The sequence below is a fragment of the Tenacibaculum skagerrakense genome (assembly GCF_004345825.1).
GTDB classification, from domain to species: domain Bacteria; phylum Bacteroidota; class Bacteroidia; order Flavobacteriales; family Flavobacteriaceae; genus Polaribacter; species Polaribacter skagerrakensis.
In genome coordinates this window covers 250949-271463 of sequence record NZ_SLXM01000004.1, presented here as the reverse complement: position 1 = coordinate 271463, position 20515 = coordinate 250949, and the positions used below count along the sequence as shown (strand labels likewise).

Annotated in this window: 16 protein-coding genes; all 16 read right to left on the bottom strand. The window is 32.7% G+C overall.

Annotation, left to right across the window (positions count from 1 at the left end):
* Positions 1 to 40 precede the first annotated feature (40 nt).
* The 16 genes from EV195_RS08895 to EV195_RS08825 all read right to left on the bottom strand — a co-directional run bounded on the left by EV195_RS08895 (position 41) and on the right by EV195_RS08825 (position 18843).
* Complete coding sequence (locus tag EV195_RS08895; protein WP_317128220.1) at positions 41 to 445, bottom strand: CBS domain-containing protein; 405 nt, start codon at positions 443 to 445, stop codon at positions 41 to 43.
* A gap of 47 nt (positions 446 to 492) precedes the next feature.
* Positions 493 to 1326 (bottom strand): universal stress protein, encoded by an 834-nt coding sequence (locus tag EV195_RS08890; RefSeq protein WP_132794597.1) that lies wholly within the window; start codon positions 1324 to 1326, stop codon positions 493 to 495.
* An 86-nt stretch (positions 1327 to 1412) separates the two neighbouring features.
* Entirely contained in the window at positions 1413 to 2114 is a 702-nt protein-coding gene (locus EV195_RS08885; RefSeq protein WP_132794596.1) for a sulfite exporter TauE/SafE family protein, read from the bottom strand.
* Positions 2114 to 2560: a FixH family protein gene (locus EV195_RS08880; protein ID WP_132794595.1), complete on the bottom strand. Its 447-nt coding sequence runs from the start codon at positions 2558 to 2560 to the stop codon at positions 2114 to 2116. The genes EV195_RS08885 and EV195_RS08880 overlap by 1 nt, the downstream gene beginning before the upstream one ends.
* Positions 2561 to 2577: 17 nt before the next feature.
* Positions 2578 to 3999, bottom strand: coding sequence for a cytochrome c oxidase accessory protein CcoG (gene ccoG / locus EV195_RS08875; RefSeq protein WP_132794594.1), 1422 nt, complete (start codon positions 3997 to 3999; stop codon positions 2578 to 2580).
* Between the two features lie 46 nt (positions 4000 to 4045).
* Positions 4046 to 4186 (bottom strand): hypothetical protein, encoded by a 141-nt coding sequence (locus EV195_RS16675; protein ID WP_165915706.1) that lies wholly within the window; start codon positions 4184 to 4186, stop codon positions 4046 to 4048.
* 44 nt (positions 4187 to 4230) lie between these two features.
* Positions 4231 to 5100: a cbb3-type cytochrome c oxidase N-terminal domain-containing protein gene (locus EV195_RS08870; protein WP_132794593.1), complete on the bottom strand. Its 870-nt coding sequence runs from the start codon at positions 5098 to 5100 to the stop codon at positions 4231 to 4233.
* Between the two features lie 10 nt (positions 5101 to 5110).
* Complete coding sequence (locus EV195_RS08865; protein ID WP_132794592.1) at positions 5111 to 5278, bottom strand: CcoQ/FixQ family Cbb3-type cytochrome c oxidase assembly chaperone; 168 nt, start codon at positions 5276 to 5278, stop codon at positions 5111 to 5113.
* Positions 5279 to 5282: 4 nt separating this feature from the next.
* On the bottom strand, positions 5283 to 7481 hold the full coding sequence (ccoN, locus tag EV195_RS08860) for a cytochrome-c oxidase, cbb3-type subunit I (protein ID WP_132794591.1): 2199 nt from the start codon (positions 7479 to 7481) through the stop codon (positions 5283 to 5285).
* Between the two features lie 19 nt (positions 7482 to 7500).
* Positions 7501 to 7668, bottom strand: coding sequence for a cbb3-type cytochrome oxidase assembly protein CcoS (gene ccoS, locus EV195_RS08855; protein WP_132794590.1), 168 nt, complete (start codon positions 7666 to 7668; stop codon positions 7501 to 7503).
* A 994-nt stretch (positions 7669 to 8662) separates the two neighbouring features.
* Positions 8663 to 9124, bottom strand: a complete 462-nt coding sequence (locus tag EV195_RS08850) for a hypothetical protein (RefSeq protein WP_132794589.1) — start codon at positions 9122 to 9124, stop codon at positions 8663 to 8665.
* A gap of 8 nt (positions 9125 to 9132) precedes the next feature.
* Complete coding sequence (locus tag EV195_RS08845; RefSeq protein ID WP_132794588.1) at positions 9133 to 9828, bottom strand: M48 family metallopeptidase; 696 nt, start codon at positions 9826 to 9828, stop codon at positions 9133 to 9135.
* Entirely contained in the window at positions 9828 to 13043 is a 3216-nt protein-coding gene (locus EV195_RS08840) for a type I restriction endonuclease subunit R (protein ID WP_132794587.1), read from the bottom strand. Before EV195_RS08840 ends, EV195_RS08845 begins: the two co-directional genes overlap by 1 nt.
* Before the next feature lie 5 nt (positions 13044 to 13048).
* A complete protein-coding gene (locus tag EV195_RS08835) occupies positions 13049 to 16102 on the bottom strand; it encodes a reverse transcriptase domain-containing protein (RefSeq protein ID WP_132794586.1) in 3054 nt (1017 codons plus the stop codon).
* 21 nt (positions 16103 to 16123) lie between these two features.
* Positions 16124 to 17317 carry a restriction endonuclease subunit S gene (locus EV195_RS16670; RefSeq protein ID WP_165915705.1) on the bottom strand — a complete coding sequence of 398 codons (1194 nt, stop codon included), beginning with the start codon at positions 17315 to 17317 and terminating at the stop codon, positions 16124 to 16126.
* Positions 17317 to 18843, bottom strand: coding sequence for a type I restriction-modification system subunit M (locus tag EV195_RS08825; protein WP_132794585.1), 1527 nt, complete (start codon positions 18841 to 18843; stop codon positions 17317 to 17319). The genes EV195_RS16670 and EV195_RS08825 overlap by 1 nt, the downstream gene beginning before the upstream one ends.
* Positions 18844 to 20515: the final 1672 nt, after the last annotated feature.

Below are 20515 nucleotides of genomic sequence, written 5' to 3'. Positions count from 1 at the left end.
AAAATTTTAAATCTTCGTTATAATTTATACACAATTTTTGTTATTGATTTAATAAGTATTGTATTAAATCGGTTGTAGTTACAATACCAATAAGTTCTTCATTTTCTAATACAGGAAGTGCATGAAACTCTCTTTTAGATAATATAGTTGCTACTTCTTCAATAGTAGTTTTTGTGGTTACTGCACTTACATTTTTAGTCATAACTTGCTCGATAGTAAACTCGCTATTCAGCACAGTATCAAACTCTGTTTCATATTCTTCTATACTATCTTTATAACTTACCCTAAGCAAATCTGTATGACTTAACATTCCAATTACTTTTCTTCCTTGAACAATAGGAATATGTCGAATGTTATGAATTCTGAATAATTCCTCTGCTGTGGTTAAATCATCATCAGAATTTAATGTGATTGGGTTATCACTCATTATTACGGTGATAGGCATATTTTTTATCATACCAAAAAGTCTCTAAAATTAATTAAAAGTTGTTCTTACATTTTTACAGTTAACACAGGCAAAACTGCATGATTTACTACATCTTCTGCAATGCTTCCTTCGAAGAAATGCTCAATACCGTGTTTACCATGTGTTGGCATAATAATTAAATCGCTCTCATTAGTTTTAGCAAACTCTAAAATTCCTTCCTCTATAGAAAAATCAGCAACTTCTGCAATGTTAACCTCTTTGCTAGTTGTACCTAACTTCTTCAAAAAAGTATCAATACGTTCTTTTTTATCTTTGGTAGTTCTAAACTTTGCCCCTGGTGTATTTACATATAATAAATGCATTTCATCACATTCAAAAAATGCTAAAATCTCTCTAGCTTTTTTAAACGGCTCAATAAAATCATTTGAAAAGTCACAAGCAAATACCGCCTTCTTAAATGCCTCGTCGATTGGAAGTCCTTTTATGACTAAAACAGGAACCGTAGAGTTTCTAACTACGACTTCTGCATTCGATCCAAAAAACATTTCTTTTATACCTGTTGCTCCGTGTGAAGACAGAATAATTAAATCTGCTTTTTCCTCTTCTGCAGTTCTATGCAAATCGCTAAAACTTTTATAATGCTTGATTATTGGTGTAACTTTTACATCTTTTAAATATGGTTTATCTAAATATTCTCCGAATTTTTTTTCTGTTAGTTTTAATTCAAATACTGTTTGCTCATGCACATAAGAAGGTGAGGAACTTATTACAGGTGTATTGATTTCTAACATGTGCACCACTAAGATTTCTGCTTTATATTTTTTTGCAAAAAATGAAGCTGTGCGCAATGCGTTTTCTGAGTGTAAGGTAAAATCTACAGGTACAATAATTTTTTTCATGATACTTAGCTTTAAAAGATTATAGCGTAAAAGTACATACGGTAATCCTTTAAAACTATGACAATTGTCATACTGAAAAATTTATTTTAATGACAAACAGCGTTTCTTTCTACAAGATTACTAACCGCTGCAGAAGGAGAAATATAAGGGATGTTTAAACCTAAACCTCTTAAGATAAATAAGACTCCAATTGCAACAACTAGCACTGGAATTGCTTTTTTGAAATATTGTTGTAACCGAAGATTGGTAAACTTTCCAACATATACTATCGAACTCATTAACGGAATAGTTCCTAAACCAAATAAAATCATGTATAAACTTCCGTAGACAGTAGAATGCGTTGCAATAGCTCCAATTAAAGCCATGTAAACTAATCCGCATGGTAAAAAGCCATTTAAGAAACCGATAGCAAAAAATGTATCGTTTCGTTTTTGTTTTAACTCTTTACCTAGTGCCGATTTTACTTTTCCTATATATCGTGTTAAGGTTTTTGTTGCTTTTAATTGATACACCAACTTAGGAAAAAGTACGATTAGAATCATTAGAGCTCCTGTAAAAATTGATAAGTGTTGCTGAAAAACAAACAACTCAAAACCTCTACCTAAAAGCCCGAAAATAACACCTAGCAATCCGTATGTTAGTAAGCGACCACTATGATAACTCATTAATTGAAAGAATTGCTTCACTTGGTTTGTTCTGTCTAACGGTAACATAAACGCAATTGGACCACACATTCCTAAGCAATGTAAACTTCCTAACAATCCTAATATGAATGCAGTGTACAGCATTAATAAATTATTTGCTCTTTGTGGAAATACTTTTGATTGTTGTATGTAAAATCAATAACAATATCCCAACGACCACTTACCAAAACCTCATTAGAAATTAACATACTATGCTGATTGATATTGATGTTCATTTCACTATCCAAAGCTTTATTTGAAGGTCTGTATAAAAATACTTTCCCCTTGATATTTTCTGGAGCTAAATCTTTTGGAAATACAATTTCAATTCCTTCAGTTACTTTTTGAACTGATAATGGGTATTCAAGTTTTTTTAAATTCTTAGAAGCATCTATATCTTCTTGATACTTTAATTCTTTTTGATAATAATTATCGGTAACTAAATCATGATTATACGCTTTATCACTTACCATAGTTACCACCATAACCATAATAAATGTTATGAATGAAATTATTGCTATTACAATGCCTGTACCCCAACTAATTTTCATCTTGTTTATTTTTTTAGTTACCAAAACTTTCTCGGACCGAGGAAATTTGTGGTGGTTGTTTCTATGAGTTTATCTTTACTGTAAACTCCAACCTTTAATTTTACTTTGTCTTTTTTTAATTGTGATTGATGTAATTCAATAAACAATGATCCCTCAGCCATTCCTTGTTTAGGAACTGTAAATGATTGATGTGTTACTACTTCAATCTTTCCTTCGTGCGACAACAACTTATAAGAAATATCTCCAATCTCTTCTGTTGTTTTATTTACAATTTTGTAGGAATACACGTTGCTGATAATTCCGTTATCCTTTCGTTCGTATAATTGTCCTGGTAGTCTGAATATTTTTGCTTCAACATCATTTCTTAAGAACAACATTCCGATTAATACACCAAATAAAATAAAAAGTACTGCTGCATATCCTTTCATACGTGCGGTAAACTTGAAAGAAGATTTCTTTTCGATATTATCAATACTCGCAAAACGGATTAATCCCTTTGGCATCCCAACGTTTTCCATCATAGTATCGCACTCATCAATACAAGCTGTACAATTGATACATTCTAACTGTGTTCCGTTTCGAATATCGATTCCTGTAGGGCAAACATGCACACATAGTTTACAATCAATACAATCTCCTTTTCCAGAAGCTATTCTATCTTCTTTCTTATTGAACTTTGCGCGTCCTTTTTCTTTTTCTCCACGTTTGTAATCGTAGGCAACAACTACCGATTGATTATCTAATAGTACACCTTGTAATCGACCATACGGACAAGCGATGATACACACTTGCTCTCTAAACCATGCAAAAACAAAATAGAAAACACCTGTAAATATCAATAAAGCAACAAAGGTTGAAACGTGATTAAACGGTCCGTTTTGAATGTATAACAAGAGTTCATCACTTCCAATAATATACGCCAAGAAAACATTAGCGATTAAAAATGAGATTACAAAAAACACGAACCACTTTAATAAGCGCTTCTTAATTTTCTCTGCATTCCAAGGCTGTTTTGCCAAACGAATTTGTTTCCCTCTATCTCCTTCAATCCAATATTCTATTTTTCGGAATACCATTTCTAAGAAAATGGTTTGCGGACAAATCCATCCACAGAAAACCCTTCCAAAAACTACAGTAAATAATGTAATAAACACCACACCAATAATCATGGAAATTACAACCAAATGAAAATCTTGTGGCCAAAATGGATAACCAAAAATTACAAACTTACGTTCTAGGACATTAAACAGTAAAAACTGATTTCCTTTTACTTTTATAAATGGTGAAACAACTAAAAAGAATAACAAAACATAACTTACGTAGCTTCTGTACTTGTAAAACTTTCCGCTTGGTTTTTTAGGAAACACCCAAGCACGCTTACCTTCATTATCTATAGTCCCAATACTATCTCTAAATTGTTCTCCCTGGGGTGTTTCCATTTTGTTACCTATTAAAAACTAATTATTACAGTTAACTATTGTTCTTTTAAGTTTTATAAGATTGCTTCGTTATTGATGCTGAAATAAATTCAACATAAACTTCCTCGCAATGACGTATTTCATTCATCTGTGTCATTACAAAATCGGGATACCAAGTGAAGTAATCTTTAATTACTTCTCGATACATTTTTCCTTTTAGTCAAAACACTCGAAGTGACAATCTTAATTATGTTACTCCTCTTCTCCAGTCCAGATTTCTCCTTGTGGTTTCTTAGGTTTTGCAGGTGTCGTTCCACCTAAAGAGATAACATAACTCGCTACCTTCTGAATATCTTGAGGTTTTAGAACACCTTTCCAAGCCACCATACCTTTTCCATCTCTACCTCCGGTATAAATAGTTTTGAACACATTTTTAAATCCACCGCCTAAAATCCAATATTCATCGGTTAAGTTAGGACCAATACCTCCACCTCCATCTCGAACGTGGCAAGAAGCACAGTTTAGATTGAATACTGCTTTTCCTCTCTGAAGATCTGCACTCTCAGTTAATAAGGCTACACTTTCAACATCAAAAGTATTTGGCGTTTTTTTCTTGTACTGTTCCATTTCATATTTTGCTTTTGCCATGGCTTTTTCATATTCCATTTCTGGGGTATCTCCTCCAGCAATATGAAAACGAATTAAATACACTACACCAAAAACAATTGTTGCATAGAATAAGTACACCCACCAAGGTGGTAATACATTGTCCAACTCTTTAATTCCATCGTAATTATGATCAAGGATGATTTCTTCTTCCTCTCCTATTTCACGAGATTTTGTCCAACGCTTTAATAGCTTTTTAGCCCAAGCCCATTCATCTACTTCCTCAGGAACAATTCCCTCTTTTTCCATTTTTAGTTCCTCTGCAATTTTTTGCATGGTTACACTAAAATATTCTTTGGCTAGAACCACTAAACCTAAAAAGGCTATTAATGTCCACACCAATGGATTTTCATATAAACTAAATGGATTTTCGTAGGCTAGTATTGCTTTTATGATCGCCCAAAAGCTCACAAAAACAAATACAATATATAAGATCGATTGAAAAATTCTTTTCATGATTAACGGTTTAATTATCTAATGGCAAATTGCTTACTTTATTGATATATTCCTTTTTAGCAGTAGCTACCCACCAGAATAACAACACGAAAAAGGTGAAAAATATGGTTAAGGAAATGATTGGATAAATCTCTATTCCTGTGATACTCTCTAAATGATTCTTTACAAATTTTAACATCGTTCTATTTTTTTGAAAGTTTATCCTTTACATCTTTTACTTTAATATCTACTCCTAATCTTTGGATATAGGCAATCAATGCTACAATCTCTCTGTCTTTCATTTCTACGAAAGGCAATCCGTTTTGCTCTGCATACTTTTTACTGTCTTCATAATTCTGAACAAAATCAGGATCGTTGTATAAGTTTTGTTGAATTTGCATTCCTTGCTCATCCATACTCTTTTGAGCGTTCGCAATATCTTCATCCGTATACGGAACACCTAGTTTTACCATCGCACGCATTTTTGCTTCTGTTTGCGATTTGTCTAACTTATTCTTAATAATCCATTGATATGCTGGCATTATAGAACCTGGTGACGTACTTTGTGGATCGTACATATGGTTAAAGTGCCAGTTATCGTTGTACTTTCCTCCAATACGGTGTAAATCTGGACCGGTACGTTTACTTCCCCATAAGAATGGATGATCATACACAAATTCACCTGCCTTAGAATATTCACCATAACGTTCTACCTCACTTCTAAACGGACGAATCATTTGTGAGTGACATGATACACATCCATTAGATATATAAATATCTCTACCTTCTAACTCTAATGCTGAATATGGTTTTACCTCTTCGATATATGGGATATTAGACTTTACCATTAAGGTTGGTACAATCTGAATTAATCCTCCAATAAGAATTGCAATGGTTGCGTAAATGGTTAATTTAATTGGCTTACGCTCTAACCAAGTATGCCAAGTTTCTCCTTTAGTTCTGTATTTAGAAACTTTTGCTAACGGAGCTGCTTCTGCTAAATCATCTGTTACTTCTTCTCCTCTTTTTACTGTTTTTACAATGTTATATAACATTACAATCGCTCCCACAATGTATAAACTTCCTCCAATGGCACGAATCCAATACATTGGTACAATTTCTTGAACTGTTTCTAAGAAGTTTCCATACGTTAATGTTCCATCAGGATTGAATTGTTTCCACATAAATGCTTGTACAAATCCTGCTACGTACATTGGTAATGTATAAATTACAATTCCTAAAGTTCCTATCCAGAAGTGGAAGTTGGCTAACTTTCTAGAGAATAGTGTTGTTTTGAATAATCTTGGCACTAACCAATAAATCATACCAAAAGTCATAAACCCGTTCCAAGCTAAAGCTCCTACGTGTACGTGTGCAATAATCCAATCGGTAAAGTGCGCAATGGCATTTACATTTTTTAAGGATAACATCGGTCCTTCAAAAGTTGCCATACCATATCCTGTAATAGCTACTACCATGAATTTCAACACAGGATCCTGACGTACTTTATCCCAAGTTCCACGAAGTGTTAATAATCCGTTAATCATTCCTCCCCAAGACGGAGCGATTAACATAATTGAGAACACCACACCTAAGTTTTGCGCCCAGTTTGGTAAAGCTGTATATAATAAGTGGTGTGGACCTGCCCAAATGTAAATAAAGATTAACGACCAGAAGTGAATAATCGATAAACGATACGAATAAACGGGTCTGTTTGCAGCTTTCGGAACAAAATAATACATCAATCCTAAAAACGGTGTGGTTAAGAAAAATGCAACCGCATTATGTCCGTACCACCATTGTACTAAGGCATCTTGCACTCCTGCATATACAGAGTAACTTTTTAATGCACTTACTGGCATTTCTAAACTGTTAAAAATGTGTAGTACTGCTACCGTAACAAAGGTTGCTAGGTAAAACCAAATCGCCACATATAAGTGACGCTGACGACGTTTTAAAATCGTCCAAATCATGTTTACACCAAATACCACCCATACCAATGCAATGGCAATATCAATCGGCCATTCTAACTCTGCGTATTCTTTAGAGGTTGTATATCCTAAAGGCAAGGTAATAGCAGCTGCAACAATAATTAACTGCCAACCCCAGAAATTAATGTTACTCAGCAAGTCGCTGGCCATTCTTGTTTTTAACAAGCGCTGTAACGAGTAATACACTCCCGCATAAATAGCATTACCTACAAATGCAAAAATTACCGCGTTGGTGTGTAACGGACGTAAACGACCGAAACTTAACCAGGAAATTCCATCGGTAATATTGGGAAATAAAAACATGAACGCTAAAAGTAATCCTACTGAAAACCCAACTATTCCCCATAGTAAGGTTGCGTAGATAAATTTTTTCACGATTTTGTTATCGTAATAAAATTGTTGCATCTCCATAATTAATTGAATTATATATCTATTCTTTGTTAGTTTTCTCTGTGATTAATTCGTCCTCGAACAACATTCGTACAGAGGGTGTGTAGGTGTCATCGTACTGACCTCTTTTTACACTGACTATGAAGGCAATAAAAAAAACTAAAGCTACTACTACACTGGCCGTAAGCATTACATATATTACTCCCATGTTGTTGGATTATTAATTACGCATCAAATGTATCGTAGCATTCTTCTTTATACTATGACATCGGTCATGTTTGGGGAATTTTCAATAATCAATTGGGAATTTTTAATTAGGAATTATGAATTGAGAGGTTGGGGGAGTTAAAATTATTACGTCATTGCGAACACAGTGGAATGAAGTGAAGCAATCTCTCCATTATAAGCAGCATGTCACTTCGAGTGCGCTGAAGAATGAAACGTGTATCGAGAAGTGCTAGGGAGTTCTAAACTCGTTCTCGATACAATTTTATTCCATCATACTCCATAAAATCACTCGAACTGACATTAACGTCATTGCGAACGGAGTAGAATGAAGTGAAGCAATCTGTCCATTACAAGCTGCCTGTCACTTCGAGTGCGCTGAAGAATGAAACGTGTATCGAGAAGTGCTAGGGAGTTCTAAACTCGTTCTCGATACAATTTTATTCCGTCATACTCCATAAAATCACTCGAACTGACATTAACGTCATTGCGAACGGAGTAGAATGGAGTGAAGCAATCTGTATCTTTTAAAATATCTTCTTCATTCTTTTTTCCATTGATGAAAAAAGAAGCAAAAAAATCTAGTCTTCATAGATTTTCTCTCTTAAAACCTCATCCTCGAAACGAAATGAAAAGAACTCACACTTCCGTTGGTCGTGTTCAAACAGCTTTTCATTTTTTCCGTTCCTTGCGGTGGATTTTAAGGTTCAATCTCTGTATGACGTTTTATTCAGGTATTCGTCATTGCGAACGAAATGGAATGAAGTGAAGCAATCTGTCCATTACAAGCAGCATATCACTTCGAGTGAAGTTTAAAAGCGCTAGCGATTAAACTTTGTACCGAGAAGTAGTTGAAAATTCTAAACTAGTTCTCGATACAAAATTGTTTTCCACGTTGTTCCAATCAATTTCACTCGAACTGACAGGCGCATATAATATTCATGTAATTCTCTTAAATTGATAATCCGGAACTATAATTAATCTTTTAAAAACTTATACAATACACCAGGAAGGACCTTTTGCTCCCCGTCAATAGTAGCGTAACTATAGTATAAATATTCTTTAAATTGATTTTTAGTAAAATCTTGTATTGGAAGTTTATATTCAAAAAAGTGCGATGGATGGAAACGTTCTCCGTTCTTTTCAATATAGTATGTGTAAAAATTAGCAGCATTACCATTTCCTCCTTCAAAATATTGACCAGGATAATCGGTATTGAAAAGAGTACGAAAAGTTTCGCCTACGTAAACCGTTAATTCAGCTATTAAGAGGTTGATATCTTTCTCTTCTTTATAAGTAATAGGATTATTTATGATTTTATCAATCTCCAGCTCTAAACTTTCTAAAGAAAAGTCAAGTTTATAACCTTTTGCTGTATATTTCTTAGCAACTTCTTTTGCTATATCAGTTGGATTACTTTCTTCTGAGAGATTAAACATTTTTTAAATTAAGCTAACAACGTTTCTAACTTCATTTTCCATTTTTGCCAATCAGGCATTTCATGAGTTTGTAAATTATAAAACTCTTTCGTGTGGTCTCTATATACTAAATGACATAGTTCATGTATAATTACATATTCTATACAAGCTTTGGGCGCTTTTATCAATTCCGGATTCAGTAAAACTCTCCCTTTTGAAGAGCAAGAGCCCCAACGATTTTCCATCTTCTTTAGTTCTACTTTTTGAGGTTCTACATTATACTTTTTAAATCGTTCTATATGTTTATCAGCTAATTTTCTAAACCAAATTTCAGCCTTTGCTCTATACCATTGCTGTAATTGTTCTTTTACATTGGCTCTTTCTGTTACATAAACTTCAATAAATCTTCCAGTATATTTTACTTTATTAATCGCTGAGTCAATAACTTTTAATTGATATTGACGGCCTAAATAATAATGGGTTTCACCTGAAACAAATTTTCTATTCGTAATTCTCGGTTCAAAGGATAGAAAATAATCTTGCTGTTTTAAAATCCATGCTGCACGTTTTTTTACCTTTTCCTGAATTTTCTCCAAAGTTGTATTTAAAGGAGCCTTAATCTCTACACTTCTATTAGGATACACCGTTATACCAAGAGATTTCCTTTCTACAAATAAAATATTATATGCTATTCTTTCTGATCCGTATTGTACGAAATCTGTCATTATTTATATCGTATTTTAGCTATATCAACTATTCTTTCTGCAATCTTATCAATCTCACTAAAACCTAATTTTATCTCATACTTATCTCTAATATGATCAATAATATAATCCCCAATTAACATAATCATTTTCTTAGGAATATCTACACTTGTTGTCCAGTCTATCTTTTTAACATCTAGTATTTCTAAAATTATTTCATCAGCTTTTAATGCTAATTCTTCGGCTATTTTAGCACGAATATCTTTATCACTTACAACTTGTTCAAATTCTTCTATACTAACCCCATAAAATGCTCTAGCTACCTCTTTTTTCTTTAAACTTTCTGGGACTTTACTATCAGTACCATTTAATACAGACTCTTTTATTTCTGTAATCTTTGTTAAATATTCACTTTCACTTATACGTTGTTGTAAATAATCTTCAATTGTATCTTTTATCATTTGAGAAAACTTCTTGTAAAAAGCAGGATCCTCCTCCATTTTTTCAGTAATATGTTTCGCAGTACGTGATGCAATCATATCAGCTTTGGCAGCCTTCCCCTCTAACTTAATCACTTCTTCTTCAAAAGCTTCTTTATCAAAAATATTTACCAAATCCGTAAGTTTAACAACACCCGAAGTTGGAATATGGGAATCAATTAGTTTTTGGATTTGTCCCTCATACTTTTTATAATCTATAGCATCAGAGTAACGAGAAACTACAGCAATTTTTAACTTCATAAAAAATGCCAAATCTTCTTTATATCGTTGTATTTGTTTCTCTGGTGTTGCTTTATGAAATTCTATAGAAGATAATGCCAGTTTTAATAATCGTGCATATATATTTAACTGATTATAAAACTTAGCACGAATTGCTTCATCTCTTAATAATTGCTGGTAAGCTTCGGCATCTTTTTTATTTTCTACAGCCTCAAAAAGCTGCCATACATCGGAGTGTGATTGAGGCAATTTTTCAATCTCTATGTTAATATTTGTTAGTGTACCATGTATTTGTTCAGGATCAAATTCTTCAAAGGCAGAATAGGTTTTTAAAGCACCATCTAGCTCTTTAAGAACTCCGTAATAATCTATAATGTAACCATAGTCTTTATCTTTCGCAACTCTATTAACTCTTGCAATAGCTTGTAATAAAGTGTGACCAACTAATTTTCGTGTTAAATATAATACTGTGTTTTGTGGTGCGTCAAAACCTGTTAAAAGTTTGTCTACAACAATAATTAACTCTGGATGATTATCATTTTTATATCTATTGACGATATTGGTTTGATACTTTTTGGATGAACCGTGCTCATCCATCATCTTATGCCAAAACTTTTTTACTAATTCTGATGTTTCTCCGTAAGCTGATTCTTCTCCTTCTCTTTCATCAATAGGCGAAATGACTAGTTCACTAGAAACCCTGCCAATTTCATCTAAATACTTCTTATACTTTACAGCAGCCATTTTACTTTGGCAAACTAGCTGCCCTTTAAACCCTGTTCCTTGAAAGTTTTTAACAAAGTGATTTGTGATATCCCAACATACAGCATAAATTTTTTGATCTGCGATATTTAACTGTCCTGCTCTACTGAACTTCTTTTTTAAATCTGCTTTTTCATAATCAGATAAAGGTTCGGAAACCATATTAAAAAAGTTATCTAAAGGACTCGAATTAACATCTTGCAAAGCATGTCTACCTTCATATAATAATGGTACAACGGCTTTGTCTTTTACCGCCTGATCTACCGTATAACTATCGATGAGTGTACCGAATTTAGCTAATGTGTTTTTATCTTTATTGAATAGTGGAGTTCCTGTAAATGCTATAAAACATGCATTGGGTAATGTTTTTTGCATTTCTATATTAAAAGTTCCATGCTGTGTGCGATGACCTTCATCTACTAATACAAAGATATTAGGGCTTTCTAGTGGGGTTTGTATCTTTTTTACCGCTGTTGTAAACTTATTTACGATAGTAGTAACTACAGCATCACTTTTGCTTTTTAATAAGTCTACTAACTTTGTACCAGACTTTGCATTTTTTACATCAATCCCACATTTTCTAAATGTTCCTGTAATCTGTGTATCTAAATCGGTTCTGTCTGTTACTAAAATAATTTTAGGGTTTTTAATGCTAGATTCCATAGCAATAGCCTGTGCTAGCATAACCATGGTTAACGATTTTCCACTACCCTGTGTATGCCATACCACACCTCCCATTCGTTTTCCGTTTTGCAAATAACGTAACTGATTCATAGCTTTATGAATAGCAAAATATTGCTGATAACGTGCAATCTTTTTTGCTCCGTTGTCAAATAAAGTAAAGTTATATGCTAAATCTAATAGTCGTTTTGGTTCACACAAACTAAAGATATATCGATCTTGTGGAGTTGGCAATACTCTTGTTTTTTCTAATCCATCAAAATAAGCACGAACATATCTATATCGCTCTGTAAACAGATTATCTTTTATATGATTAGAAAGTGGAGTATTTTTTAGTTTTAATAATGTTTCTTCGTATTGTAGCTCTTCGTCCTTATTCTTAAAACTTTCTTGCCATTTAGCCCAAAACTTTTCTGGAGTTCCTGTAGTTGCATAGCTTCCTTCATTTACGGTTACACTCATTACCAATTGTGCTAAACTATATAAACTTCGTATTCCATCTTCTTTTTGATTTCGTAAGTTTTGTGATATAGCCTGTAGCAAAGGTTCTTTCATATCCGGTCGTTTACACTCTATAACACAAAGTGGAATTCCGTTTACAAACAATACAATATCTGGGCGATAATGTTCTTTTAAACCCGAACGCAACACACTAAACTCTTCTGTTACATGAAATACATTGTTTTCAGGGTGCTTCCAGTCAATATAATGAATATCAAAACTCTTTCGATCTCCATCAATGCTCTGCTCTACAGATTTACCCAAGGTTAGTAATTCATATAGTTTTTGTGCAGTACTAATATAACCATCTACCATAGGTACATCTCGTAAGGCTATTATAGCTGCTTCAATATTACTAGCAGTAAAGGCAACTTCTTTAGTGGAAGAAACTTTTGCTGTATTAATTCGCTTAAGTTGTTCCCGCAAAATGTTTTCTAAAAAAACACCAGAGGTTTTATGGCCTCTTTCTACTAAGGCTTCTTCAGGGTTTATATAAGTATAACCCATTGCAATTAATAACTGCAAGGCTGGGAGTTGTGAAATATGATCTTCTTTAAAGGATGGTGTTTGCATAACAATTATCTGTTTTCCGGGTTAGAATGATCAAAATCAGGAGGAGTATTTTTAAATATTTTTGTGTCTTGACCAGAAATTCTAGTTTTTTGAAACTCTCTAAGTTTTTTTATATCTATTTTTCCTAGTAAAACTATACTGTTCTCTCCCCCCTTCAGTCTTAGAATATCTTTGGCTTCTGTTTTTGACGGTTTAGTTATTCTGGAATCTCCAAAATCAGAACTATTTACCTGAACAAAGTAACAATGTACATCTCTTGAAACCGTTTCTACTATATTAGAAAAGTAATTTACATCTTGGTTGTATTCTGAAGCAAACAATACATCTACTTTAGATTTAAATAAAGCTCTATGATTAATATCTGCTAGCTCATAACAGTTATAATTACTAAAATATATTCCTCTCCAAATAAATAAATTATACAATGATCTACTCAGTTTAGGTGCTATTTTGCCTCTATCTTTAATCAACTTTTTTTCTCCTGGTGAGTAATGGTTTTTTAATCTGAAATTAATAACAACATCTTTAATACCATTATGTTCCATTGGTAAAATGGTTGCTAATAAATTATAGCATACATTATTAATTCGTATATGTTCTAAGCCCGCAATTATAGCACGTTGTTTTCTACGAGCCTGATCTGCCAAAACAGGGAGCCACCTGTAGGGAGTACTAACTTCCGGTAATATTAAAATGTCTGCCTTTACTTTCTCTGCTCCATTTAATAAGTCTATAAAATCTTTACGTCTTTCTTTATCTGTATTAGGGGTCTCGAATAATGATTGAGCTATATTGGTAGCTTTTACTTTTGTATTGGCTACGGCTATTTTTAAATCGTCTTCTATTTTTTTTGATTGCGGAATTTCTAAAGTATTATACCCTAATTTTTGATCACAACTTCGATAACCTTCATTAATTTTAAAATAATATTTTTTTAAATTTTCAGAATAATTAGCGACCTCATTCCCATTTTTCGATTCATAGAACGTATTTCTATACTCATAATTTACTTTAAAAAAAGTATCAAAACTTTTATGATAGATTTTCTGTTCAAGGTTTTCGAACATTTCTAAATGATCTTGCTTTGCCTGAAAAATTAATTCTTTTAAAAAGTCAATACTATTAAATTCATGTAAATAAATAAAACGTGGTGCATATTTTAATTTCTTATCATCGTACTGAAACCCCTCTTTATTAAAGGCTGGATTTAAAGTTCTTAAATAATCGTACTTAACTAAATTTACATCTGTTTCATTTGTTAGTTTTAAATAGTTCAGTAATGGAACTACTACAAAACTATTTCGCAATAAATTTGAAGTTATATATTCTTTTTTTAATACGTATACTTCTTTGTAAAAATTAGGATTGAACCAATTAAATCTAAAACGACTACACCTATCTTCCCACCAATTGAGATTTACAAAATTTGGATTTAAAGCTGTTGCCATAGCACAACAATTCATTAGATATTCCCCTAAATACTTTTTTGTCTTTTTTAGATCACTACTTTTTACTTTTGGTTTATCAGAAGATTTTATACAATCTATAGCAATAATTGTCTCTTTAAAAAATTTCCAAAAGGCATTTTTATCATCAACAATTACAAAATAGGTTAGTACTTTCTCCCAAAGATTTGAAAATTCAAGATTTACGATTCCTTTAAAAAAAGTAAGAATTTGCTCGGTTGTTTTATCATCTTTTTTATTCTCAGACAATAAACTTATTTTTATACGCTTAGCTAAAAAAATAGAAGCCCCATATTTACTTTGTTTGATGTCAGTAACACTTCTTAATTTATTAACCGTATCAGTATAGGTTAATTCATACACACTTTCATCAAAATCATCATTGATATCATTTTCATTAGGCAAAAACCAAAAGGCACTAGAATGTTGTTCTATTTTCTTTTTAAACATATCTAATACTGCCTGAGATTCTTTACTTTCAAAAGAATATAAAATAATTTTATCTTTTTGAATTTCAATATTCTTATCACTAATAAACTGGTAAGTAATTTCTTTTTGAATTTCTATACATTTACGATTACGTGATTGATGAACTATCTTTTTTTCTGTTTTTTTGGTATCGAAAATTTTTCTCTCAACAAAAAATTTATGTAAAAAAGCTTCTAAAGAAGAATTAAACTGAACATTATTAAAGGTTTTTGAAATTTTAGTATTACTTAATACAATTAAAATATCATCAACATACCTACCATAATACGCTGGAGACAACTCTTCTTTTATTTTTTTGTCAAAATCTTTTAAGTACCAGTTCGCCAGTATCCCAGATGATAATATACCTATTGGCATAATCCCTTTAGAGTTTTTTGGGCAGACCTTCTGATAAGCATCATTAATATCAAAAATCATTTGGGTAAACAAAGTTCCCTTGTCTCCTGTGTCGTTTACAATTCTAGTATGGATTTCTTCCTGTAAATCAGGATGGTAATTTATGTTGTAGTAATACTCTTTAATGTCTAATGACAATACCACCACATCGGTATCTTCTGCAACTATGTTTTTCGCTAAATCTACTCCTTTATCTCGCCATCTTTGGTATTGATCAAAATAAGGTTTGAATAATCGTAATCCATCTACTACATTTCCGCTTTCTGAGTTTAACTCTAAATAATAGGCGTAATTATCTTTATGATAATCTTTATGCAAAACATAGCCTTCTTTTAAAATCCATAAAATAGAAATAATATGTAATTCCACAGGGCCTTTAAAAAAGTAATTTACTTTTTCTAAAAGATAGCTGCTTTCTGTAAAATTGTTGCTAATAATATTATCTCCATAATTAAATGGTTCTCTAGAAAACTTTTTAGGAGCTACGTAATAATTTATTTCATTTAATAATGCTTCAAAATAGTTTCGTTTATTTACTGGATCGTTTAAAAATTCTACGAGTTTAGATAAACATTCTTCAAAATTCGGACTTGATTCAAATTCTGCTATTTGTTGTCTTAGTAGTAACGAAAAGTTATCGTAATACACGTAACTCTTTAGTTTTCTATAAGCTAGTTCAACATCTTTCATTTCAAATTTCGATTTCATCGGGGAGACTTTTATTTATTTTTAATACTTCAACCTCTTTTTACCCGTTAACAACTGTTGCATTAATCCTTTCTTCTGTTGTTGTAGTTGTGTTAATTGCGCTTGTAATAACTCAATTTCTTTGTCTGCTGTATTTAATATATTAGCAATAGCAGTTTGTTCTTTCTTTTCTGGAATCATCACTTTTAAATTAAAGAAATCAGGTAAACTAATATTTAATAATCCGTGCGCACGACCACCTTCTTGGGCTATTCTCATTAAACCTTTAATCATCCTACCTCCATTAAAATATTGGTTCATAAAATCTGAATTCACATTTTTCTTTAATTTGAAGCATATATAAAGTGTAGTGACAACCGCTTTTTCAAAATCATCTAGTCTTTTAAATGCTCCCATAGGATATCCTTTTGAATAACTTTTATTATAGCAAAATTCTCCTTTGTGAACTAAAGTATAATTTGATAAAGTTTTACTAGCAACTCTCTTGTTAAAAAAATCTTCCTGTAATACAAATCCTCTTTGTGCTGAAATTGTTACTACGGTATCATCCAACTCTTTATTTTTTCTAGTAACCCTTTCAACTATCTCATTAAACTTATATTCTTCCCACTCCTCAATAAACCCAGGCAAACGTTTTTTACCTGTTAACAATTGTTGCATTAAGGCTTTCTTTTGGGTTTGTTTTGCTTGTATCAGTTGGGTTTGTTTTTCTATCGCAGTATCCCATGTGGATAAACAATTGGCTATAGCTTTTTGTTCTTGGATTGGGGGTATAGGTAAGTTCATTTTCTGAATCATCTCCATTCTAACAGAATCAACAGAATTTTTTGCACTCAAACGATAAACTCTTCTATAAAAAAAGCAGGAAAAATAATAATAGAAATATTTACCATACAAATCTTCATCAAAGTCAGTTAGTGCATAAACTCTTTGATGATAATCAAACTTACCTTGAATATAATGATAATCTTTACCTACACCAACACCATCTCCAGATGTTAAAACAGCTTCTCCATTAAAAGAAAATGTATTAATTCTTGCTACTTTTTGCGACCTAACAAAAAAAGGAAATTTTCCATTTTCTTCTTTATCTTTAGTATCCTTGTTTCCTGTCTGTATATTAGCATACTTTCCAATTTCTTCTACTCCCCATAGTTCAGGAATCCAACCTAATTTTGTTTTTTTGTAGCCTGCTCTTTCCTCTACAACTGCCATTATAAACACAATTCTTTTAAATAGTTCTCCATAGTTCCACGTACTTCGCTTAATTCCTTTTCCAAAGTTGTAATATCTTGCTGTACTTGGCAAATATCAATTTCCGCTTCTTCTTCAAAGGTATCTACATAGCGCGGTATGTTTAAGTTATAATCGTTTTCCTTTAATTCTTCTAAAGTAGCCACATAACTATACTTATCTTCTATAACACCTGCTGTAAGTTTGTTTTCTTTAAATTGAGTGTACGTTTGTATAATACGCGTTATATGTTCGGGCAATAATCTATTTTGGTTTTTGTCGCTCACAAAGCTTTGGCTAGCATCTATAAACAAGGTTTCCGTGCGTTCTTCTTTACCTTTATTAAATAGCACAATAGCCGCAGGAATACCTGTTCCAAAAAACAAATTGGCTGGTAACCCTATAACCGCATCTAATAAATTATCTGCAATTATTTTCGTTCTTATTTTTCCTTCGGCACTTCCTCTAAACAAAACACCGTGGGGTACTACCACGCCAATCATACCCGTATCTTTATACGCACTTTCAATCATGTGAGTAATAAACGCCCAATCGCCTTTACTCTTTGGTGGTAATCCTCTATGAAAACGTTCAAATCTGTCATCTTGTAAGTCTTCTTGCCCCCATTTATCTAAAGAAAAAGGTGGATTTGCTACCACGGTATCAAACTTCATTAAAGCATCACCCTCCAAATGTTTTGGATTACGTAAGGTATCTCCCCAACGGATATTGGCATTGTCAAACCCATGCAAAAACATATTCATTACTGCTAAAGCCCAGGTACTTCCGTTCGCTTCTTGTCCGTATAACGAGAAGTTCGTATCGCCAACTTCTTTACCCGCTTTTATTAAAAGTGAGGCAGAACCACAAGTAGGATCGTAAATTCTGGCTCCAGGTTTAGATTTGGTAAGCTTTGCTAATAAAGTAGAAACTTCTGCTGGAGTATAGAATTCTCCTGCTTTTTTACCAGCATCACTAGCAAAGTTTTTAATTAGGTATTCATACGCATCACCAATAATATCGTTCCCTTCTAAATGCGATGGTGTTAAATCTAACTTTGCAAAGTCTTGTAGTAAGTTTTTTAAACGGGCATTTTTATCTTTCTTATCTCCTAAGTTACTGCTGTTAAAACTTACGTTTCTAAAAATCCCTGCACCATCTGAACTGGTTAGTTTTTCTCGGTTGGCTTCTTCTAAGTCTGCTAATCCAATATCTATTAGCTCGCCTATGTTGGGCTCGTTCCTTTGGTCATACAACCAGTTAAAGTGACTATGTTCTGGTACTACAAAACGTTCTAACTGCATAGCTCTGTTGGCTCTTTCTATATTTCCATCGTACTTTTTTAAATACTCATTATGTTTTTCTGTATATACATCTGATACGTATTTTAAAAATAGCATTACTAAAATATAGTCTTTGTATTGACTTGGATCTATTACTCCTCTAAACGTATCGCAGGCTTGCCAAACTACACCATTAATTTCCTCTGTTGTAACCCTTTTACTCATTTATTATAATATGAAATTTGATTAATTTATTTGGTAGTGTTTATTCTATCATAACAACCCTCTAAAATAAAAAAAACAATTACATTTTTAATAAGTCAAGTAGATTTTAACTTACAAAATCATCAGCGAAGTTCGCTGGAGGTTTCGCAAACCTACAATTCCATCCCCGAAGTTCGCTGAAGCTTTCGCAAGCGTACAATTCTATCAGCGAAGTTCGCTGACGTTTCCGCAAGAGTACAATTTCATCAGCGAAGTTCGCTGGCACTTTCGCAAACCAACAATAGGTTCGGCGAAGTTCGTGGAGGGGTTTTATCTTGGTATTCTTCTTTTTTGCTGTTGTTTTTAAGGAGTACTTGATGTGATAGTATCAAATCGTCATTGCGAACGGAATGAAATGAAGTGAAGCAATCTCAACTTCGAAAATGGAAGATTACTTCGTCGTACCTCCTCGTAATGACGTTATTATTGTTGTCATTGCGAATTGAATTCTGTCGATAATAAAACATCTTATTCATTCTTTTTTCTATTGATGAAAAATGAAATCGACGCAAGAAGATTCATGAACACTTAATCCAATAAAAATGAAGTGAACTAAACAAAAAAATCTAGTCTGCATAGATTTTCTCTCTTAAAAAACTCATCCTCGAAACGAAATGAAAAGAACTCACACTCCCCTTGGTCGTGTTCAAACAACTTTTCATTTTTTCCGTTCCTTGCGGTGGATTTTAAGGTTCAATCTCTGTATGACGTTTTATTCAGGTATTCGTCATTGCGAACGAAGTGAAGCAATCTTAACTTCGAAAACAAAAGATTACTTCGTCTTGTTACCAAACTAAATTTGGTACAAGCCTCGTAATGACAAATGATCATTCTTTTTTCCATTGATGAAAAAAGAACCAAAAAAATCTAGTCTTCATAGATTTTCTCTCTTAAAACCTCATCCTCGAAACGAAATGAAAAGAACTCATACTCCCGTTGGTCGCATTCAAACAGCTTTTCATTTTTTCCGTTTCTTGCGGTGGATTTTAAGGTTCAATCTCTATATGACGTTTTATTCAGGTATTCGTCATTGCGAACGAAGTGAAGCAATCTTAACTTCGAAAACAAAAGATTACTTCGTCTTGTTACCAAACTAAATTTGGTACAAGCCTCGTAATGACAAATGATCATTCTTTTTTCCATTGATGAAAAAAGAACCAAAAAAATCTAGTCTTCATAGATTTTCTCTCTTAAAACCTCATCCTCGAAACGAAATGAAAAGAACTCATACTCCCGTTGGTCGCATTCAAACAGCTTTTCATTTTTTCCGTTTCTTGCGGTGGATTTTAAGGTTCAATCTCTGTAGGACGGTTTCTACAGCTTCGTCATTGCGAGCGGAATGGAATGAAGTGAAGCAATCTTAACTTCGAAAACAAAAGATTACTTCGTCGTACCCTCCTCGTAATGACGTGTTCATTCGTAATTAAAAATTCATAATTGATTCTGAAAATCCCGAAACTTCGGGACAGAATGAATTTCCCTCAATGAAATGGAACATTTACTTTAAATATTGTATCGTTTACTTGCTTTTAGATTTTATTAACATTCTGTATATCATTTACTTGCTTATTTCTCCGTTATCTTAGTAGTGCTACAAAGTTGATTTTCAATCGGCTTTTGCAAAAAGAAAATG

Coding starts and splice junctions, on each gene's coding strand:
- EV195_RS08895 (WP_317128220.1), bottom strand. CDS start 445: ATGCCTATCACCGTAATAATGAGTGATAACCCAATCACATTAAATTCT.
- EV195_RS08890 (WP_132794597.1), bottom strand. CDS start 1,326: ATGAAAAAAATTATTGTACCTGTAGATTTTACCTTACACTCAGAAAAC.
- EV195_RS08885 (WP_132794596.1), bottom strand. CDS start 2,114: ATGCTGTACACTGCATTCATATTAGGATTGTTAGGAAGTTTACATTGC.
- EV195_RS08880 (WP_132794595.1), bottom strand. CDS start 2,560: ATGAAAATTAGTTGGGGTACAGGCATTGTAATAGCAATAATTTCATTC.
- ccoG (WP_132794594.1), bottom strand. CDS start 3,999: ATGGAAACACCCCAGGGAGAACAATTTAGAGATAGTATTGGGACTATA.
- EV195_RS16675 (WP_165915706.1), bottom strand. CDS start 4,186: ATGTATCGAGAAGTAATTAAAGATTACTTCACTTGGTATCCCGATTTT.
- EV195_RS08870 (WP_132794593.1), bottom strand. CDS start 5,100: ATGAAAAGAATTTTTCAATCGATCTTATATATTGTATTTGTTTTTGTG.
- EV195_RS08865 (WP_132794592.1), bottom strand. CDS start 5,278: ATGTTAAAATTTGTAAAGAATCATTTAGAGAGTATCACAGGAATAGAG.
- ccoN (WP_132794591.1), bottom strand. CDS start 7,481: ATGGAGATGCAACAATTTTATTACGATAACAAAATCGTGAAAAAATTT.
- ccoS (WP_132794590.1), bottom strand. CDS start 7,668: ATGGGAGTAATATATGTAATGCTTACGGCCAGTGTAGTAGTAGCTTTA.
- EV195_RS08850 (WP_132794589.1), bottom strand. CDS start 9,124: ATGTTTAATCTCTCAGAAGAAAGTAATCCAACTGATATAGCAAAAGAA.
- EV195_RS08845 (WP_132794588.1), bottom strand. CDS start 9,828: ATGACAGATTTCGTACAATACGGATCAGAAAGAATAGCATATAATATT.
- EV195_RS08840 (WP_132794587.1), bottom strand. CDS start 13,043: ATGCAAACACCATCCTTTAAAGAAGATCATATTTCACAACTCCCAGCC.
- EV195_RS08835 (WP_132794586.1), bottom strand. CDS start 16,102: ATGAAATCGAAATTTGAAATGAAAGATGTTGAACTAGCTTATAGAAAA.
- EV195_RS16670 (WP_165915705.1), bottom strand. CDS start 17,317: ATGGCAGTTGTAGAGGAAAGAGCAGGCTACAAAAAAACAAAATTAGGT.
- EV195_RS08825 (WP_132794585.1), bottom strand. CDS start 18,843: ATGAGTAAAAGGGTTACAACAGAGGAAATTAATGGTGTAGTTTGGCAA.